Below are 17,195 nucleotides of genomic sequence, written 5' to 3'. Positions count from 1 at the left end.
CTCAGCCTCCCCGGCCTTCGCCGGGGGTGCCCGGAAGCGATTCAATCAGTCCACCCGGCCCCGCGTGCGCGGAACGAGCGGAACGACCGGACGTGTGAGCGATATTGCGCGGAATCACCGGGGCGGGGCTGAATCGCCGGGGGTCTATCGCCGGGGCCTAGGGAGGGGGCGTGCTGAGGCCCAGGTAGGGGGAGACGCCGGGGGCGGGCTGGACGACCAGGCCGCCCTCCCCCTGGGGCGGCGCGGGCGCCGCCGGGGCGGAGGTGGTGGTCGGGGCCCGCAGCAGCTCCGTGACCGACAGGACCGGCTGTATCAGCGGGTTCACCGCGGCGCCGTAGGACCCGCCCAGCACCGGGTGGCTGGACGTCGCGCTCGGGGACGGCAGCCCGGCGGGCCGCGACTCGGCGGTGGCCAGCAGCCCCACGTCGCGGGCGGTGCCGCGCGTGCCGGTGCCGACCGCGTCGGCGTCGATCGGGGTGACCGCGGCGTCCGAGCCGTCCGGCCGGGGGCCGGGGTCGACCGCCGCCTCCAGCGGCAGGGTGGCGCCGAGGGCGAAGGCGGCCAGGGATACCGCGCCCGCGGCCGCGAAGGCGAAGCGGCGGCGCGGCGCGGGGCGCTCGACCTCATGGATCCGGAAGCCGCGCTCCCGGCGCGCCGAGGCCGCGGCGACCGGGGTCACCGGCGCCACCGCGGGCAGGTAGGCGAACGCCTGCTCCCGTCCGCGCTCCGACGCCCGTACGTCCGGCGCGTCATCTCGTATGTCCCGTACGCCCCGTACGTCCGGCGCGCTGCCGCGCAGGCCGAGGACGCCCGGGTCCGCGAAGGGGGAACCGCTTCCCATACCGTCGTCATCGCCGCCGATGGCCGGGAGGCCCTGCAGCCGCGCGAGGAAGCCCTCGGACGGCGCCGGGGGCGCCGTCTCGGCGAATACGCTCTTCAGCCGCCGCTGCGCGTCAGCCTCCGCCTTGCACTTACAGCACGTCGCCAGGTGTGCGAGGACGCGCTCACGCGCGTCATGCCCGAGTTCACCGTCGACCAGAGCCGCAAGGCGGTCGCCGAGATGCTGCTCGGCGGGGGACGGACCGCCTGATCGGGTCACGCGATCCCGACCTCCCCACTCAGCCGCGGTCCGGAGACCCGCGGCACGACCGCGGCGACCTCGCGCTGCTGCTCGGCGCGCGTGCCCGCCGGGGCGCGGTGCTGCAGCGCCTTGCGCAGATGGGAGCGGCCACGGTGGATCCGGCTGCGCACGGTGCCGAGCTTGACACCGAGCGTCGCCGCGATCTCCTCGTACGACAGGCCCTCGATGTCGCAGAGCACGACGGCCGCGCGGAACTCCGGCGCGAGGGTGTCGAGCGCCTGCTGCACATCGGCGTCGAAGTGGGTGTCGTTGAAGTGCTGCTGGGGAGAGGGCTCGCGGCTGGGGAGCCGCTCGGCCGCGTCCTCGGCGAGGGCGTCGAAGCGGATGCGCTGACGACGGCGGACCATGTCGAGGAAGAGATTGGTGGTGATGCGGTGCAGCCAGCCCTCGAAGGTGCCCGGGGTGTACGTCGACAGCGAGCGGAAGACGCGGACGAACACCTCCTGGGTGAGGTCCTCGGCGTCGTGCTGGTTACCGGTGAGCCGGTAGGCGAGGCGGTAGACCCGAGCGCTGTGCGTGCTGACGATCTCCTCCCAGGTGGGAGGCGTCCACGCCGGGGTGTCCCCCTCCGCACCGAACGACGCGGTGGTGGCGAAAGTCGCGGTGGTGGAGTTGGCGGAACGGGAACGGTCAGCGGTGTCGGTCACGGATCTCGGCTCGCCCGCTGACCTGCGAAAGCGCCTCAGCACTCGCCGGTCACCGGCCGTAGCCGCACCTCCCCTGTCGGCTCTGGTGGTGTCCAGTAGAGCCCCTACCATATCCACCTCGCCCGTTAGCTCCGGATAAGTATTTTTGACCTGCATTTGGCCGTGATCCATACGGTCCCCCCTTCTCTCCTCAACGCCTGGTCCCATCTGCGGGTTCCCGTGCGCAGCGGATACAGTCACCGTTGCGCCAACTACGGGGACAGGAGAGGGTCATTACCGGCAACCGGCAGACGAGCTGGGCGTTCGCCGACGCGTTCGTCGCCGAGGACGAAGCCCTTCACTGGGCCCGTGACCGGGCCCGGGAGGCAGGGCTGCGCTCGGTGTCCGCGGGCACCGGCGCCGCGCTGCGCCTGCTCGCCGCCGCCGCCGATGCCAAGGCCGTCGCCGAGATCGGCACCGGGACCGGCGTCTCCGGCATCCATCTGCTGCACGGCATGCGCCCCGACGGCGTGCTGACCACCGTCGACACCGAACCCGAGATGCAGCAGTTCGCCAAGCAGGCGTTCCGGGCCGCCGGGTTCGCGGGCAACCGGGCGCGGTTCATCCCCGGCCGCGCCCTGGACGTCCTCCCCCGGCTCGCCGACGGCGGCTACGACCTGGTGTTCTGCGACGGTGACCGGCTGGAGTGCCTGGACTACCTGGAGGAAGCGCTGCGGCTGCTGCGGCCGGGCGGTCTGGTCTGCTTCGAGGGGGTCTTCGCCAACGGGCGGACCGTGGACTCCGCCGCCCAGCCCGCCGAGGTGCTGCGCCTGCGTGAGCTGCTGCGCACCGTACGGGAGTCCACCGTGCTGCAGTCCTCGCTGCTGCCGGTCGGGGACGGCCTGCTCTGCGCGGTCAACCGCGGCGGCTGAGCAGCCCGCCCCGGGCTGAGGCCGTACCACCCCACCCACGAAGCACCCGGGCATAGCACCGCCCCGGCGTCCGGTACCTCATACCGGACGCCGGGGCGGGGCTCGGGTGATGGTGGGGCCGGTGGCTCAGCCGACAACCTTCTTCAGTGCATCGCCGAGCGCGTCGGCCTCGTCGGGTGTCAGCTCCACGACGAGCCGACCGCCGCCTTCGAGCGGAACGCGCATGACGATGCCCCGCCCCTCCTTGGTCACCTCGAGCGGGCCGTCGCCCGTCCGCGGCTTCATGGCCGCCATGCTCGTTCCCCTTCCTGAAACCAGCTCATCGCAGCCGACAACCCAGGCGTCACCGGCATCGAACACGTTGCTTCTCATTCATTATCCCGCATGCCATGACCCGATGACCAACATCGGTCGGCAACCCCCGTGCAGGGCGGTCCCCCAAAACCACTCAATTCGGGGAGGCGATCGCGATAACGTACGCCCGCCGCGACCGAACACCTGCCCACTGGGAGGGCCGTTTATGACCGACACCGTGCTCTACGACCTGGCCGACGGCCTCGCGACGATCACTCTGAATCGTCCCGATGCCATGAACGCGCTCAATATCGACACGAAGGTGGCGCTGCGCGACGCGCTGCTGCAGGCCGCCGAGGATCCGGCGGTCCGGGCCGTCCTGCTCACCGCCACCGGGCGCGCGTTCTGCGTCGGGCAGGACCTGAAGGAGCACATCGGGCTGCTGGCCGCCGACCGCGAGGCGCATGCCCGGGGGGAGCACGGCGAGGGGTCGACGATGACCACCGTCTCGCTGCATTACAACCCGATCGTGACCACGATCGCCGGGATGCCGAAGCCGGTGGTCGCGGCGGTGAACGGGGTCGCGGCCGGGGCCGGGGCGGGGTTCGCGTTCGCCGCCGACTACCGGATCGTGGCCGACACCGCCTCGTTCAACACCTCGTTCGCGGGCGTCGCGCTCACCGCCGACTCCGGCGTCTCCTGGACCCTGCAGCGGCTGATCGGCCACGGCCGCGCCGCCGACCTGCTGCTCTTCCCGCGCGGTGTCAGCGCGGCGGAGGCGCTGGAGCTGGGCATCGCCAACCGGGTCGTGCCCGCCGCGGAGCTGCCCGCCGAGGCGGCGGCGGTCGCCCGCAGGCTGGCCGAGGGGCCGACCGCGGCCTACGCGGCGATCAAGGAATCGCTCGCCTACGCGGCCGGGCACAGCCTCACCGACTCCCTGACCAAGGAGGACGAGCTGCAGCGCCGGGCGGGCGCCTCGGAGGACCACCGCACGGCCGTGGACGCCTTCGTCCAGAAACAGCCGCCGCGGTTCACCGGCCGCTGACCAGCGGCTCCCGCCCGGATCGCGCCCGGCCCCACCGAGCGGGGCCGGGCGGTCAGACGCTGCCACGGACGTGGCAGTCGGCCAGGTGGTCGTTGACCAGGCCGCAGGCCTGCATCAGGGCGTAGGCCGTGGTCGGTCCGACGAACCGGAAGCCGCGCTTCTTCAGCTCTCGGCTAAGCGCCGTGGACTCCGGGGTGATCGCCGGGACGTCGGCCGCGGTGCGCGGGACCGGGCGGGTGGCCGGGTCGGGGGCGTGGGACCAGATCAGCTCCTCCAGCCCGCCCTCGGCCAGCTCCGCCGCGGCCCGCGCGTTCCCGACCGTGGCCGCGATCTTGGCCCGGTTGCGGATGATGCCGGGGTCGGCGAGCAGCCGCTGCTCATCGGCCTCGGTGAACTCCGCGACCGCCTTGATCCGGAAGTCGGCGAACGCGGACCGGAATCCCTCCCGGCGGCGCAGGATCGTCAGCCAGGACAGCCCGGACTGGAACGCCTCCAGGCAGATCCGCTCGTACAGCGCGTCATCGCCGCGGACCGGACGGCCCCACTCCGTGTCGTGGTAGACGCGGTAGTCCGCCATGGTCTCGGACTCCAGACCCCACGGGCAGCGCGCCAGGCCGTCCGCTCCGACGACCGCGCCCTGGGCGCTCATGCTCCGCTCCCGTCGAAGTCGCCCCGGTAGTCCGGCGGGTAGTCCGGTGGATAGTCCGCCGGGCCCTCGGCCGCCTTGCCGTCCCCGAAGGCCGGGGTCCGGGCGCCCGCCAGGGCGTCCTCCAGCTCGGCGATCCGGGCGTCCCGCTCGGCCAGCTCGGCGCCGAGGCGGCCCAGCACATCGTCCACGTCCGCCATCCGGTAGCCGCGCAGGGTCATCGGCAGCCGCAGCGCCTCGACGTCCTCCCGGTCCAGCGGCCGGTCGTCGGGGAGCGGGTCGTCCAGCCGGTCGGGGGGCGCCTCGGACAGCTGGCCGCCGTCGCCGCCGCCGACCACGGCGAGGGTGACGGCACCGACCACGACGACCAGCGTGATCAGCAAGAACAGGAACACGGTGATCGTTCTCCTCGGCTTGAGCGGCTCGGCCACCACGTCACGGGTGACGTCGGCCCCGTCAACTGTCTGACCCGATCGTGCCATGCCCCACTGACAGTTATCGTCGCTGCCGGACACCTGAGAGGAAGTACGCATGCTGCGGCTGGGCCGACGCGAGTTCGACGAGAACGAGCGAGTGATCATGGCGATCGTCAACCGGACTCCGGACTCGTTCTACGACCAGGGTGCGACCTTCCGCGACGAGCCCGCGCTCACCCGCGTCGAGCAGGCCGTCGCGGACGGGGCCGCGATCATCGACATCGGCGGGGTGAAGGCCGGTCCCGGGGACGAGGTGAGCGCCGACGAGGAGGCGCGGCGCACGGTCGGCTTCGTGGCCGAGGTGCGGCGGCGCCATCCGGACGTGGTGATCAGCGTGGACACCTGGCGGCACGAGGTCGGCGAGGCGGTCTGCGCGGCGGGCGCGGACGTGCTCAACGACGCCTGGGGCGGGGTCGACCCCCGGCTGGCCGAGGTCGCCGCCCGGTACGGAGCCGGGCTGGTCTGCACCCACGCGGGCGGGGCGGAACCGCGCACCCGGCCGCACCGGATCGGCTACGACGACGTGGTGGCGGACGTCCTGCGGGTCACCGTCGGGCTCGCGGAGCGCGCGGCCGGGCTGGGGGTGCGGCGCGACGGGATCATGATCGACCCGGGCCATGACTTCGGGAAGAACACCCGCCACTCGCTGGAGGCCACCCGGCGGCTGGGGGAGCTGCGGGAGACCGGCTGGCCGGTGCTGGTCTCGCTGTCCAACAAGGACTTCGTGGGCGAGACGCTGGACCGCCCGGTCAAGGAGCGGGTGATCGGCACGCTCGCGACGACCGCGGTCTCCGCCTGGCTGGGCGCCCAGGTCTACCGGGTGCACGAGGTGGCCGAGACCCGTCAGGTGCTGGACATGGTGTCGTCCATCGCGGGCCACCGGCCCCCGGCGGTCGCCCGCCGGGGACTGGCGTAAGGCCCTCTTCAGGCGCGGGGGGGCGGTCAGGCGCCGGACTCCTTGGTGACCAGGTCGACCACCTCGTCGATGTCGTCGGTGAGGTGGAACAGCTCCAGGTCCTGCTGGGATGCCTTGCCCTGGGCGATCAGCGTATTCTCCAGCCAGTCGACCAGACCGCCCCAGTAGGAGCTGCCGAAGAGGACGATCGGGAACCGGGTCACCTTCTTCGTCTGCACCAGGGTCAGCGCCTCGAAGCACTCGTCGAGGGTGCCCAGACCGCCGGGCAGAACGACGAATCCCTGCGCATACTTCACAAACATCGTCTTCCGTACGAAGAAGTAGCGGAAGTTCACGCCGATGTCGACGTACGGATTCAGCCCCTGCTCGTACGGCAGCTCGATGCCGAGGCCGACGGAGACGCCGCCCGCCTCGACCGCGCCGCGGTTGGCGGCCTCCATCGCGCCGGGGCCGCCCCCGGTGATCACCCCGAACCCGGCCTCGGCCAGGGCCCGCCCGATCTTCACCCCGGCCTCGTACTCCGGTGATCCCTCGGGCGTACGGGCGGAGCCGAACACGCTGACCGCCCGGCCGAGTTCGGCCAGGGTGCCGAAGCCCTCCACGAACTCCGACTGGATGCGCATCACCCGGAACGGGTCCTCGTGCACCCAGTGGGTGGCGCCCTGGCTGTCCAGCAGCCGCTGATCGGTCGTACCGGGCCGCATCTGGTGGCGACGGCGCACGACCGGGCCCAGACGCTGCTCGTGCAGCGCTCGCTCTTCCTCGGCGTTGCCCATTGTGTGCTCCCTTCGCCAAGATCTGCCAAAGATCTGTCGTTCAGCGTAGGCCCACCGGACGGCGAAAGGCGGAAATCCGCGCCACGCTCATCTGTTCTCTGATCTGCGGCGAAGCGGATGGCTCCGTTCGGCTCAGCCGGTCAGCCAGTCCCGCAGCCGCTCCTCGGCCTCCAGGATCAGCGCGGTGTCCACGTGCTCCTCGCGGGTGTGGGCCAGCTTGGGATCGCCGGGGCCGTAATTGACCGCGGGCACGCCGAGCGACGAGAAGCGGGCGACATCGGTCCAGCCGAACTTCGGCGCCGCCTCCCCGCCGATCGCCGCCACGAAGGCCGCGGCCGACGGGTGGGACAGCCCGGGCAGGGCGCCGGGCGCGGAGTCGGTGAGGGTCACCTCGAAGCCGTCGAAGACCTCGCGGACGTGGGCCAGCGCCTCCGCCTCGGAACGGTCCGGCGCGAAGCGGAAGTTCACGGTCACGGCGCAGGCGTCGGGGATGACGTTGCCCGCGATGCCGCCCTCGATGCCCACCGCGTTCAGCCCCTCGCGGTAGGTGAGCCCGTCGATGTCGGCGTGCCGCGGCTCGTACGCGGCCAGCCGGTCGAGGATCGGGGCGGCCTTGTGGATGGCGTTCTCGCCGAGCCAGCCGCGCGCGGAGTGGGAGCGGTGCCCGCTCGTGGTCACCCGTACCCGCAGCGTGCCCTGGCAGCCGCCCTCGACCTTGCCCTCGGTGCCCTCCAGCAGCACGGCGAAGTCGGCGGCCAGCCACTCGGGGTGGTGCTCGGACAGCCGCTTGAGCCCGTTCAGCTCGGCGGCGACCTCCTCGTGGTCGTAGAAGACGAAGGTGAGGTCGCGGTTGGGCTCGGGCACGGTCGCGGCGATGCGCAGCTGCACGGCGACGCCGGACTTCATGTCGGAGGTGCCGCAGCCCCACAGCGTGCCGTCCTCGTCCAGCCGGGACGGCACGTTGTCGGCGATCGGCACGGTGTCGAGGTGCCCGGCCAGTACGACCCGTTCGGCACGCCCCAGCTGCGTACGGGCGACGACGGCGTCCCCGTCCCGGTCGACGGTCAGATGCGGCAGGGCGCGCAGCGCCTGCTCGACGGCGTCGGCGAGCGCCTTCTCGTCGCCGCTGACCGAGGGGAAGTCGACGAGCCGGGCGGTGAGCCGGGCCGCGTCCAGGGACAGGTCGAGTGCTGGGTGTGCCATACCTGTGACCCTAACCCGCGCCCCCGAACCGTCCGCCCCGGCCGCCGGGCCCCCTGCCCGGGCGCGTGGCCTTGCCCACGCCCCGCCCCTGTGCGGCCCCGGTGTCCGGGCCACCCAGTAACGTGGGCGGTGTGCCCCGGTCCGTCTTCTCCAGCCGTCCCCGTCTGCTCCGCGCCGCGGTCGCGTGTGCCGTATTGCTGGGGCTTGTCGCCTATGTCACGGCGCATCTGCTGACCGGCGGTGGCGGTCCGCCGCGCTGCGTCGCGCGGGCGGAGGGCGGCGATGTGCCGCTCGACCCCGAACAGGCCGTGAACGCCGCGACGATCGAGGCCGTGGCCGCCTCCCGCGGACTGCCGGAACGGGCCGTCACCATCGCGCTGGCCACCGCGCTCCAGGAGTCCGGGCTGCGCAACATCACCCACGGCGACCGGGATTCGCTCGGCCTGTTCCAGCAACGCCCCTCCCAGGGCTGGGGAACGGCGCGGCAGATCCAGGATCCGGTGTACGCGGCCGGGAAGTTCTACGACTTCCTGGTGAAGGTGCCCGGGTACTCGCGGCTGCCGCTCACGGTGGCCGCGCAGCGCGTGCAGTACAGCGGCTTCCCGCAGGCGTACGCGAAGCACGAGACGGAGGCCGTGGTGCTGACCGCGACCCTCACCGGGCGTTCGGCGGCCGCTTTCAGCTGTCCGGGGCCGCCGGACGACGGGAAGGCGGGCGACCCGGCGCGCGTCCAGGCGGCGCTGAAGCGGGAGTTCGGGGCGGAGGCCCGGCCGCGGCTGGAGGTGGCGGGCCAGGGCGGCGGCAGGCACGCCGGGTCGTCCCGGGAGGTGCTGGTTCCGGTGGGCGACGCCTCGGCCCGGGGCGGCCGTACGGAACGCGGCTGGGAGCTGGCCTATTGGGCGGTGGCTCACTCGGACGAGTTGCGCATCGAACGGGTCTCTTACGGCAAGCACATATGGAACGCCCGGAATTCAGGGGACGGCTGGAGCACGTCCGACAAGAGTTCCGGGTCGGATATACGACTCTCGCTCATGCGATAGCCGGATAGATCGCCGCAGCTCAGCGCCGTTGACGGGGCGTTGGGCAATCTTCGCGGGCGCGCGTTATACGCCTCAACGGATAATGCGACGCATTATCAATTCTTTACCTTGGCGCACCGCAACCTTCACGCGGCTCACGCGATATTCACTGCGTCCGATCGCTGGACACGCAAGGCTCCATGTCCCCCCGTCAAAGGAGAATCATGTCCCTCCCTCTCACGCGTCGGATCGCTCGGGCCGCGCTGCTGGTCGCAGCGAGTGCGACTCCCGTGGTCGGTGCCGCCGACGCCGCGAGTGCGGCGGATCCGGCCCTGCCGCACACTCCCAAGCTGGGCGGACTGAGCGCGCTGGACCCCTCCTCCGTCGGCGATCTGGCCGACATCGCCTCGCAGCAGGCCGGGCGGACCGTCAAGGACATTCTCCCGGCCAAGGCCGCCCCGGCGCAGACCGCTCCGGAGAAGGCTGCGGCCGCCAAGCCCGCCACGGCGGCGAAGCCCGCACCGGCCCAGAAGGCCGCGACGCCGGGGAAGTCCGCCCAGGCCAAGGCCGCTCACGCCAAGGGGAAGGGCAAGGGCGGCGCCCACGCCAAGGGCAAGGGCAAGGCGTCGTTGACCAAGGGACTGGCCAAGAGCAAGGGCGCCCACGCCAAGGGGGCCCACGCCGCCAAGCGTCCCGCCCCGGCACCGGTCCCGGCCCCGGCCCCGGTCCCCGTCGCCGCTCCGGCCCCGGTCCCCGCACCGGCCCCGGCGCCTCAGCAGGTCGCGCCCAGCGCCCCGCAGCAGGCCGACGAGCTGCCGATCAAGAGCCTCCCCGTCAAGGGCCTGCCGCTGCTCGGCTGAGAGGTCGGCTGACACGCCAGACGCCCCCGACCGCTACGGCGGCCGGGGGCGTCATCGATACGTCGTCAGGCCGTCAGGCGGCGGACCGCCGCCGCCACCCGCTCGTCCGTCGCGGTGAACGCGACGCGGACGTACGCCCCGCCCGCCGGGCCGTAGAACTCGCCGGGCGCCACCAGGATGCCCAGCTCGGCCAGCGCGCCGACGGTGTCCCAGCACGGCTCGTCGCGCGTCGCCCACAGGTACAGCGACGCCTCGCTGTGCTCGATGCGGAAGCCGTACCCCGCCAGCGCGCCGCGCAGCGCGGCCCGCCGCGCCTCGTAGCGCTCGCGCTGCTCCGTGACGTGCTTGTCGTCGCCGAGGGCGGCCACCGTGGCGGCCTGCACGGGCGCGGGCACGATCATCCCGCCGTGCTTGCGGATCTTCAGCAGCTCGCCGAGCACGCTCTCGTCACCGGCGAGGAACGCCGCGCGGTAGCCCGCCAGGTTGGACCGCTTGGACAGCGAGTGGACCGCGACCAGCCCGTCGAAGCGCCCGCCGGAGATCTCCGGGTGCAGGACGGACACGGGGTCCGCCTCCCAGCCCAGCTCCAGGTAGCACTCGTCGCTGACCAGCAGCACCCCGTGCGTCCTGGCCCACGCGACCGCGGCCCGCAGCTCGTCCTTGGAGAGCACCCGGCCGGTGGGGTTGGACGGGGAGTTCAGCCACAGCAGCCCCAGCCCCGCCGGGTCCAGGTCCTCGACGGTGTCGTACGGCACCGGCTCGGCGCCCGCGAGCCGCGCGCCCACCTCGTACGTCGGGTAGGCGAGCCGGGGGAAGGCGACCTTGTCGCCGGGGCCGAGACCGAGCTGCGCCGGCAGCGAGGCCACCAGCTCCTTCGAGCCGACCACCGGCAGCACCTGGGTGTGGGCGACCCGCTCCGCGCCCAGCCGCCGCTCGACCCAGCCGGTCAGCGCGTCCCGCAGCGCGGGGGTGCCCCAGACGGTCGGATAGCCGGGGCTGTCCGCGGCACCGGCCAGCGCGGTACGGATCAGCTCGGGAACCGGGTCGACGGGGGTGCCCACCGAGAGGTCGACGATGCCGTCCGGATGGGCGGCGGCGGTCGCCTTGTACGGTTCGAGCCGGTCCCAGGGGAAGACCGGGAGGCGGGCGGAGACGGGTGGCACGGGGTGGCTCACTTTCTTCGAAACAGCCCGGGGCTCGCAGGTGTCCCGCCGCGCCCCGGGAATCCCGGTGGAAGACCGGGAACAGCCCGGTCCCGCAGGCCAATGCCATACGGGACCGAAGGCCGCGCCGGGTCTCATGTCCCGGGCAGGGTCACTCGTCGTTCTCCTGCGGCGGAAGCGCGGCGATGAACGGGTGGTCACGCTCGATCAGACCGAGCTTGCTCGCACCGCCGGGCGAACCCAGCTCGTCGAAGAACTCGACGTTCGCCTTGTAGTAGTCCTTCCACTCCTCCGGAGTGTCGTCCTCGTAGAAGATCGCCTCAACCGGGCACACCGGCTCACAGGCCCCACAGTCGACGCATTCGTCCGGGTGGATGTACAAGGACCGCTGGCCCTCGTAGATACAGTCGACGGGGCACTCCTCGATGCACGCCTTGTCCTTCAGGTCGACACAAGGCTGCGCGATGACGTAGGTCACGCTGTCGTTCCTCCTCTTAGGGCTGTATCGCGCGGGAGCGCGGCGTCGTCGATGCCCGCACCTAGTATCTCCGTTCCGGGGCACCAGACGCACATGAGGGGTTGGCAGAGCAGTGGATTTCACCACCGGCGGACGGCTAGAGGTGCGCATCACCCCCGGTGACGTGCGCAAACGAGTGTCCGTGAGGCTGCTGACCGGCGACCGACACGGCCCCGGGAAGTTCACCGACGTGGTGGGGGTTCTCACATCCTGGACGGAGGGTGTGCTGCACATCACCCGCCGGACTGGTGAGTCCATCAGAATCGAGGAGTCGTCGCTGGTCGCGGGCAAGGTCGTGCCCGCCGCACCGGCCCGCCGCCGGGGCCCGGCGGCGAACGCCCGCGAGCTGGCCCGGGTCGCCGCCCGGGGCTGGCCACCGGTGACCAGCGAGCGGCTGGGCGAGTGGGAGCTGCGCGCCTCCGGCGGGTTCACCCGCCGCGCCAACTCCGTCCTGCCGCTCGGCGACCCGGGCTGCGGTCTGGACGAGGCCCTGCGCCGGGTGACCGACTGGTACGCCGAGCGTGGGCTGCCCGCGTACGTCCAGGTCAGCACGGGCGCCGAGGGCACCAACGAGGTGCTGGCGGCGGAGCTGGAGACGCGCGGCTGGACCCGGGAGGTCTCCGCGCAGATGCGCATCGCGGCGCTGGCCCCGATCGCCGACCAGGACGCCGACATCTCGGCCGTGACGGTCTCCCGGGAGATCGGCGACGCCTGGCTGGCCCGCTATCAGCGCGCCGGGCGGCCCTCCCCCGAGGCGCTGGCGGTGCTCTCCGGCGGCCCGTCGGTGTGGTTCGCGACGATAGGCGGCCCTGCGGGAGAGCCCCCGGCCGCCATCGGGCGCTGTGTGGTGGACGGCCGCTGGGCCGGGTTCGCGGCGGTGGAGACCGCCCCGGAGCGGCGCCGGGAGGGCCTGGCCCGGGCCGTGATGACCGCGCTGGCCCGCACGGCGCTGGACGACGGCGCCTCGGCCGCGTACCTCCAGGTCGAGACGGACAACACCGCCGCCCACGCCTTCTACGACGGCCTGGGGTTCACCCTCCACCACACCTACCACCACTGGCGCGCGCCCGGCGCCGACAGCGCATGACCGAGACACCGCGCCGCAGATTCGCCGACGCGGCCCGCGAGGAGCGCCCCGACCTGGCCCTGCTGTGTCTGCTGATGGGCATGGAGGCCGACGACGCGCTGGACGAGGCCGGGCTCGACGAGGCGCAGATCGAACTCGACCGGCTGGCCGGTGAGGTGCCGTTCTCCCCCGGCACGCCCGCCGCCTGGGCCGACGCGCTGGCCCGGGTGCTCGGCGAGCGGTACGGCTTCCGGGGCGCCCCGGCCGACTACCGGCGGCTGGACTCCTCGCTGCTGCATCAGGTGCTGCGGCGCCGCCGAGGCTTGCCGATCCTGCTGTCGCTGGTGTGGATGGAGGTCGCGCGGCGCGCGGGCGCCCCGGTGTACGGGGTCGCGCTGCCGGGCCACTTCGTGGTCGGCTTCGGCGATCCGTACGGGGACCATGTGCTGGCCGACCCGTTCGACGGCGGCCGGAAGCTGTCCGGCGAGGACGCGGCGCTGCTGGTGTCGGGGGTGACCGGCGCGCCGCCGGAGCCGTCGGTGCTGGGTCCGGCCGATCCGCTGGACATCATGCTGCGCATCCTCAACAACGTCCGCGCGTGGGCGGCCGCCCGCCCCGAGCGCACCGATGTCCAGCTGTGGGCGGTCGAGCTGGCGCTGCTGCTGCCCAGCCACCCCGCCCGGCTGCGCTACGAGCGGGCGCGGCTGCTGGTCGAGCGCGGGGACTTCCTCACCGGGGCGCGGGAGCTGGAGGAGTACGCGGAGGTGGTGGGCGTGATGGAGCCGGAGGCGGCGGAGGCGGTACGGCGCCAGGCGCACGCGGCCCGCGCCCGGCTCAACTGAGCCCCTTCTCAGGTGAAGCCCCGGTGAAGCCCCTTACAGCCAGCCCTTGTCGCGGGCGATGCGGACCGCCTCGGCCCGGTTGCGGGCGGCGGTCTTCTGGATGGCCGTGGAGAGGTAGTTGCGGACGGTGCCCTGCGACAGGTTCAGCGCCCGGGCCAGCTCGGCGTTGGTCGAGCCGTCGGCTGAGGCGCCCAGCACCTCGCGTTCCCGCTCGGTCAGCGGGCTGGCCCCGTCCACCAGAGCCGCCGCGGCCAGGGTCGGGTCGATGACCCGCTCGCCGCGCAGTACGCGCCGTATCGCGTCGGCGAGCTGGGCGGCGGGGGCGTCCTTGACCAGGAACGCGTCGGCGCCGGACTCCATGGCCCGGCGCAGATAGCCGGGGCGGCCGAAGGTCGTCAGGATCACGATCCGCACGCCCGGGAGGGCCCGGTGCAGCGCGGCGGCCGCCTCGATGCCGCTCGCGCCCGGCATCTCGATGTCCAGCAGCGCGACGTCGGGCCGGTGGGCGCGGGCCGCGTCGACGACCTCGTCGCCACGGGCCACCTGGGCGACGACCTCGATCTCGTCCTCCAGCCCGAGCAGCGCGGCCAGCGCCTCCCGCACCATGGACTGGTCTTCGGCCAGCAGTACCCGGATCACCCGGGCAGCGTATCCGGCGTCAGCGCCCGGAGGCAGGCTCGGCGGGGGTGGTGCGGGAGAGGGGGGCCAGGGCGCGGAGGGTGAAGCCGTGCGGGGCGCCCGGGGCGGTCTCCAGGCGGCCGTCGGCGAGCTGGAGCCGTTCGGCCAGGCCGGTCAGCCCGTTGCCGTGCGGGCCGGTGGTGCCGCGGCCGTCGTCGGTGACGGTCAGGCACAGGTCGTCGCCCACCTCGGTGAGGGTCACCGTGCAGCGGCGGGCCCCGCTGTGCCGCACCACGTTGGTGACGGCCTCGCGCAGCGCCCAGGCCAGCGCGCCCTCCTGGTCGGGCGGGAGGTCCGGGTGGTGGACGCCCGCCCGGTGCAGGTCGGCGGTGATGCCCGCGGCGGCGAGCGCGGTACGGGCCCCGGCCAGCTCGGCCTCCAGGGTGGGGCGGCGGAAGCCGCTCACCGCCTCCCGTACGTCGACCAGGGCCTGGCGGCTGACCCGTTCGATGTCGGCGACCTGCTGCGCGGCCTGTTCGGGCTTGCCGGGCAGCATCCGGCCCGCCAGCTCGCTCTTGAGCGTGATCAGCGAGAGCGAGTGGCCCAGCAGGTCGTGCAGGTCGCGGGCGAGCCGCAGCCGCTCCTCGTTGGCGGCGAGCTGGGCGACGGTGGCGCGGGCCTCGCGCAGCGCCCGGGTCGTACGGACCATCTGGCGCACCGCGCTCATCGCGAAGCCGCCGAGGAGGGAGGGGATGACGAGGGCGGACATCAGGTCGTGTGAGCCGCGCACCAGCAGCCCGGCGCCCACCATGGCGACGGTGTTCAGCGGGATCGCCCAGCGGGCGAGCCGGGTCGGCAGGACCGCGCCGAAGGCGACGGAGACGTAGACGGCGAGCACCAGCCAGGCGTCGCCCAGGGTGATCGTGAGGACGGCGGCGAGGACGCAGATCGTGACCAGCGCCCACTGGACGGCGCCCCGGGTCAGGGCGCGTCCGGTGTGCCGGAAGACCAGCACCAGATAGACGCTGACGAAGACCAGCAGGCCGAGCGCGCCGAACACGGTGGCGGGGGCGGTGTGGTGGCCGTCCGCGAGGTCGCTCACCGGCGCGCCCATGTAGGCCATCCAGATCCCGATCCACAGCAGCTTGATCAGGGCCTGCCGCCGGTTGTCGGGGCTCTGGCCGATGGCCGGAGTGTCCGCCTCCTCGTCGTAGGCCGCCGCGTCGCGCCACCAGGTCGGCCGGGTCATGCTGTGCGGGTGTCCTTGCGGTAGAGCCAGGCTGCGGCGCCCGCGAAGAGGACCAGATAGGCGGCGAGCAGGGCCACGTCCCTGGCGTGCGGGGCGTTGCCCAGCTCGATGGCCTGGCCGAGCGCGGCGTAGGCGTGGGTGGGCAGCCAGTCGCCGATGTTCTGGAGCCACCGCGGGTAGGCGGTGGTGGGCATCCACAGGCCGCCGAGGATCGACAGACCGAAGTAGATGATCATCGTCAGGGGGCGGACCGCGTCTCCGGTGGCGAGGTAGCCGATGGCGACGCCCAGGGCGGCGAAGACGAGCGAGCCCGCCCAGATCGCGCCGGTCAGCGCGAACCACTCCCACGCCGCGCCCAGCCGCACGCCCTTGGCGGTGGCGGCCACGATGAAGACGATCACGATGGACGGCAGGGTGGTGACCGCCGCCGAGGCGATCTTGGCCACCACATAGCCGCGTCCGGGCAGCGAGGTCAGCCGCAGCTGACGCACCCAGCCGCCCTCGCGCTCCTTGGCGATCTGCTCGCTGTTGCCCATGAGGACGGCGGTCAGCGCGCCGAAGGAGGCCATCGCGACCATGTAGTAGAGCGGCATCGACAGCCCGGTGCCGGGGATGATGTCGGACTTCCCCGAGCTGCCCGCGATCATCAGGAAGAGCACGGACGGGTAGATGACCGTGAAGAACATGAACTTGCGGTTGCGCAGGGCGCGTACGATCTCCAGCTTGGCCAGGGTCGTCATGGTCACGCCTCCTCGGGCGTCGTGGCGGCGTCGGTGATGGCGAGGAACGCCTGCTCCAGGCCGAGCCCGGCGACCTCCAGGCCGCGCGGGTAGAGCCCGAGCCGGTAGACCGCGTGCACGGTCGCGTCGGCGTCGGTGGACCGCATCCGTACCGTACGGCCCGATACGTCGAGGCCGGTCAGGGCGGGCAGGGCGCGCAGCGCGGCCTCGTCGGGCGGGCCGTCCAGGGTGAAGGAGATCCGGCGGACCCCGGCCATCGCCTTGATCTCGGCGGACGAGCCGTCCGCGAGCACCCGGCCCCGGTGCAGCACGATCACCCGGTCGGCGACCTCGTCGGCCTCTTCGAGGTAATGGGTGGCGAACAGGATGGTGCGGCCCTGCCGGGCCTGGTCGCGCATCGTGCCCCAGAAGGTCTGCCGGGACGAGACGTCCATGCCGGTCGTCGGCTCGTCCAGCACGATCAGGTCGGAGGCGCCCGCGGTGGCGAACGCGAAGCGCACCCGCTGCTCCTGGCCGCCGGAGAGCTTGTTCACCTTGCGGTCGGCGATCCCGGCGATGCCCGCCCGCTCCAGGACCTCGTCGACCGGGTGGCCGTGGGGGTGCAGGTCGCAGGCGAGCCGCACCAGTTCGCGGACCGTCACCTCCTGCATGAGGCAGCCGCTCTGCAGCATCGCGCCGATGCGGCCACGGGCGATGGCCTGCTGCGGGGTGGTGCCGAAGACCTCGATGCGGCCGCTGTCGGGGGTGCGCAGGCCGAGCAGCAGATCGAGGGTGGAGGACTTGCCCGCGCCGTTGGGTCCCAGCAGGGCGACGGTCTCGCCGGGGTGGAGGTGGAGGTCGAGGTCGGCCACGGCGCGCACGGTGCCGTAGCTCTTGCTGACGCCGGTGAAGCTGACCACCGGCGGGGTGGCCGCGGTGCGGGCCCGGACGCCGGTGGCGGAGGGTGCGGTGGTCGCTGTCATGGCCCCAAGCCTGACCGAGCGGGACCGGTCGGCGGCAGTGTCGATGGTCGCGAGCTGGGGATGACAGATGTCATGGATACGCGCCACGGCCCCCGCCCGGGACG

At 73.0% G+C, this 17,195-nt stretch carries 20 protein-coding genes; 7 read left to right on the top strand and 13 right to left on the bottom strand.

The annotated features are described in order from the left end of the window. Positions 1-157: 157 nt before the first annotated feature. Positions 158-1,099: an anti-sigma factor family protein gene (locus ACWC5C_RS24690; RefSeq protein ID WP_450878591.1), complete on the bottom strand. Its 942-nt coding sequence runs from the start codon at positions 1,097-1,099 to the stop codon at positions 158-160. Then, on the bottom strand, positions 1,096-1,899 hold the full coding sequence (gene sigE, locus ACWC5C_RS24685; RefSeq protein ID WP_450878589.1) for an RNA polymerase sigma factor SigE: 804 nt from the start codon (positions 1,897-1,899) through the stop codon (positions 1,096-1,098). The genes ACWC5C_RS24690 and sigE overlap by 4 nt, the downstream gene beginning before the upstream one ends. Positions 1,900-2,030: 131 nt before the next feature. Here sigE and ACWC5C_RS24680 point away from each other — a divergent pair, with 131 nt between their 5' ends. Beyond that, the gene (locus ACWC5C_RS24680) at positions 2,031-2,699 is read left to right on the top strand and encodes an O-methyltransferase (protein WP_123102139.1); all 669 of its coding nucleotides are present in this window, start codon (positions 2,031-2,033) and stop codon (positions 2,697-2,699) included. A gap of 126 nt (positions 2,700-2,825) precedes the next feature. Here the strand turns inward: ACWC5C_RS24680 and ACWC5C_RS24675 are convergent, their stop codons facing one another. Further along, the gene (locus ACWC5C_RS24675; RefSeq protein WP_003966491.1) at positions 2,826-2,993 is read right to left on the bottom strand and encodes a DUF3117 domain-containing protein; all 168 of its coding nucleotides are present in this window, start codon (positions 2,991-2,993) and stop codon (positions 2,826-2,828) included. A 226-nt stretch (positions 2,994-3,219) separates the two neighbouring features. Here ACWC5C_RS24675 and chcB point away from each other — a divergent pair, with 226 nt between their 5' ends. Beyond that, a complete protein-coding gene (chcB, locus tag ACWC5C_RS24670; protein WP_450878587.1) occupies positions 3,220-4,038 on the top strand; it encodes a 2-cyclohexenylcarbonyl CoA isomerase in 819 nt (272 codons plus the stop codon). A gap of 52 nt (positions 4,039-4,090) precedes the next feature. Here chcB and ACWC5C_RS24665 read toward each other — a convergent pair whose 3' ends face one another. Both ACWC5C_RS24665 and ACWC5C_RS24660 read right to left on the bottom strand, forming a co-directional pair. Beyond that, positions 4,091-4,687, bottom strand: a complete 597-nt coding sequence (locus ACWC5C_RS24665) for a DNA-3-methyladenine glycosylase I (RefSeq protein WP_450878585.1) — start codon at positions 4,685-4,687, stop codon at positions 4,091-4,093. Further along, positions 4,684-5,079 carry a DivIVA domain-containing protein gene (locus ACWC5C_RS24660; protein ID WP_385445847.1) on the bottom strand — a complete coding sequence of 132 codons (396 nt, stop codon included), beginning with the start codon at positions 5,077-5,079 and terminating at the stop codon, positions 4,684-4,686. The genes ACWC5C_RS24665 and ACWC5C_RS24660 overlap by 4 nt, the downstream gene beginning before the upstream one ends. Before the next feature lie 136 nt (positions 5,080-5,215). Here ACWC5C_RS24660 and folP point away from each other — a divergent pair, with 136 nt between their 5' ends. Further along, on the top strand, positions 5,216-6,076 hold the full coding sequence (gene folP, locus ACWC5C_RS24655) for a dihydropteroate synthase (RefSeq protein WP_450878583.1): 861 nt from the start codon (positions 5,216-5,218) through the stop codon (positions 6,074-6,076). A 26-nt stretch (positions 6,077-6,102) separates the two neighbouring features. Here the strand turns inward: folP and ACWC5C_RS24650 are convergent, their stop codons facing one another. Beyond that, positions 6,103-6,852, bottom strand: a complete 750-nt coding sequence (locus tag ACWC5C_RS24650) for an LOG family protein (protein ID WP_385445822.1) — start codon at positions 6,850-6,852, stop codon at positions 6,103-6,105. A 132-nt stretch (positions 6,853-6,984) separates the two neighbouring features. Continuing rightward, complete coding sequence (dapE, locus tag ACWC5C_RS24645) at positions 6,985-8,055, bottom strand: succinyl-diaminopimelate desuccinylase (protein ID WP_450878580.1); 1,071 nt, start codon at positions 8,053-8,055, stop codon at positions 6,985-6,987. 122 nt (positions 8,056-8,177) lie between these two features. Here dapE and ACWC5C_RS24640 point away from each other — a divergent pair, with 122 nt between their 5' ends. Together ACWC5C_RS24640 and ACWC5C_RS24635 are read left to right on the top strand one after the other, a co-directional pair. Then, the gene (locus ACWC5C_RS24640; RefSeq protein WP_450878578.1) at positions 8,178-9,095 is read left to right on the top strand and encodes a hypothetical protein; all 918 of its coding nucleotides are present in this window, start codon (positions 8,178-8,180) and stop codon (positions 9,093-9,095) included. Between the two features lie 203 nt (positions 9,096-9,298). Beyond that, positions 9,299-9,934 carry a hypothetical protein gene (locus tag ACWC5C_RS24635; protein ID WP_450878576.1) on the top strand — a complete coding sequence of 212 codons (636 nt, stop codon included), beginning with the start codon at positions 9,299-9,301 and terminating at the stop codon, positions 9,932-9,934. 65 nt (positions 9,935-9,999) lie between these two features. Here the strand turns inward: ACWC5C_RS24635 and dapC are convergent, their stop codons facing one another. Further along, positions 10,000-11,097 (bottom strand): succinyldiaminopimelate transaminase, encoded by a 1,098-nt coding sequence (gene dapC, locus ACWC5C_RS24630; protein WP_450878574.1) that lies wholly within the window; start codon positions 11,095-11,097, stop codon positions 10,000-10,002. Positions 11,098-11,248: 151 nt separating this feature from the next. Next, positions 11,249-11,575, bottom strand: a complete 327-nt coding sequence (gene fdxA, locus ACWC5C_RS24625) for a ferredoxin (protein ID WP_385445817.1) — start codon at positions 11,573-11,575, stop codon at positions 11,249-11,251. A gap of 112 nt (positions 11,576-11,687) precedes the next feature. Here fdxA and ACWC5C_RS24620 point away from each other — a divergent pair, with 112 nt between their 5' ends. Then, positions 11,688-12,701, top strand: a complete 1,014-nt coding sequence (locus ACWC5C_RS24620) for a GNAT family N-acetyltransferase (RefSeq protein ID WP_450878572.1) — start codon at positions 11,688-11,690, stop codon at positions 12,699-12,701. Continuing rightward, positions 12,698-13,522: a transglutaminase-like domain-containing protein gene (locus ACWC5C_RS24615; RefSeq protein ID WP_450878570.1), complete on the top strand. Its 825-nt coding sequence runs from the start codon at positions 12,698-12,700 to the stop codon at positions 13,520-13,522. The genes ACWC5C_RS24620 and ACWC5C_RS24615 overlap by 4 nt, the downstream gene beginning before the upstream one ends. A gap of 33 nt (positions 13,523-13,555) precedes the next feature. Here ACWC5C_RS24615 and ACWC5C_RS24610 read toward each other — a convergent pair whose 3' ends face one another. The 4 genes from ACWC5C_RS24610 to ACWC5C_RS24595 are packed head-to-tail and all read right to left on the bottom strand — an operon-like array spanning position 13,556 to position 17,091. After that, positions 13,556-14,128, bottom strand: a complete 573-nt coding sequence (locus ACWC5C_RS24610; RefSeq protein ID WP_450878712.1) for a response regulator transcription factor — start codon at positions 14,126-14,128, stop codon at positions 13,556-13,558. Between the two features lie 52 nt (positions 14,129-14,180). Then, entirely contained in the window at positions 14,181-15,389 is a 1,209-nt protein-coding gene (locus ACWC5C_RS24605; RefSeq protein ID WP_450878568.1) for a sensor histidine kinase, read from the bottom strand. Continuing rightward, on the bottom strand, positions 15,386-16,129 hold the full coding sequence (locus ACWC5C_RS24600; RefSeq protein ID WP_385445845.1) for an ABC transporter permease: 744 nt from the start codon (positions 16,127-16,129) through the stop codon (positions 15,386-15,388). The genes ACWC5C_RS24605 and ACWC5C_RS24600 overlap by 4 nt, the downstream gene beginning before the upstream one ends. A 2-nt stretch (positions 16,130-16,131) precedes the next feature. Next, complete coding sequence (locus ACWC5C_RS24595) at positions 16,132-17,091, bottom strand: ABC transporter ATP-binding protein (RefSeq protein ID WP_450878566.1); 960 nt, start codon at positions 17,089-17,091, stop codon at positions 16,132-16,134. Positions 17,092-17,195: the final 104 nt, after the last annotated feature.

It is taken from the genome of Streptomyces sp. NPDC001700 (genome assembly GCF_053596435.1).
The sequence above is the reverse complement of the archived record's forward strand: the minus strand, read 5'-3'. Positions and strand labels throughout refer to the sequence as shown.

Bases quoted from the DNA above. Each gene is read 5' to 3' on its own strand.
- ACWC5C_RS24600 (WP_385445845.1), bottom strand. From the start codon at position 16,129: ATGACGACCCTGGCCAAGCTGGAGATCGTACGCGCCCTGCGCAACCGC.
- ACWC5C_RS24595 (WP_450878566.1), bottom strand. From the start codon at position 17,091: ATGACAGCGACCACCGCACCCTCCGCCACCGGCGTCCGGGCCCGCACC.
- ACWC5C_RS24610 (WP_450878712.1), bottom strand. From the start codon at position 14,128: ATGGTGCGGGAGGCGCTGGCCGCGCTGCTCGGGCTGGAGGACGAGATC.
- ACWC5C_RS24665 (WP_450878585.1), bottom strand. From the start codon at position 4,687: ATGAGCGCCCAGGGCGCGGTCGTCGGAGCGGACGGCCTGGCGCGCTGC.
- ACWC5C_RS24615 (WP_450878570.1), top strand. From the start codon at position 12,698: ATGACCGAGACACCGCGCCGCAGATTCGCCGACGCGGCCCGCGAGGAG.
- ACWC5C_RS24635 (WP_450878576.1), top strand. From the start codon at position 9,299: ATGTCCCTCCCTCTCACGCGTCGGATCGCTCGGGCCGCGCTGCTGGTC.
- sigE (WP_450878589.1), bottom strand. From the start codon at position 1,899: ATGGTAGGGGCTCTACTGGACACCACCAGAGCCGACAGGGGAGGTGCG.
- ACWC5C_RS24650 (WP_385445822.1), bottom strand. From the start codon at position 6,852: ATGGGCAACGCCGAGGAAGAGCGAGCGCTGCACGAGCAGCGTCTGGGC.
- folP (WP_450878583.1), top strand. From the start codon at position 5,216: ATGCTGCGGCTGGGCCGACGCGAGTTCGACGAGAACGAGCGAGTGATC.
- dapE (WP_450878580.1), bottom strand. From the start codon at position 8,055: ATGGCACACCCAGCACTCGACCTGTCCCTGGACGCGGCCCGGCTCACC.
- chcB (WP_450878587.1), top strand. From the start codon at position 3,220: ATGACCGACACCGTGCTCTACGACCTGGCCGACGGCCTCGCGACGATC.
- ACWC5C_RS24605 (WP_450878568.1), bottom strand. From the start codon at position 15,389: ATGACCCGGCCGACCTGGTGGCGCGACGCGGCGGCCTACGACGAGGAG.
- ACWC5C_RS24675 (WP_003966491.1), bottom strand. From the start codon at position 2,993: ATGGCGGCCATGAAGCCGCGGACGGGCGACGGCCCGCTCGAGGTGACC.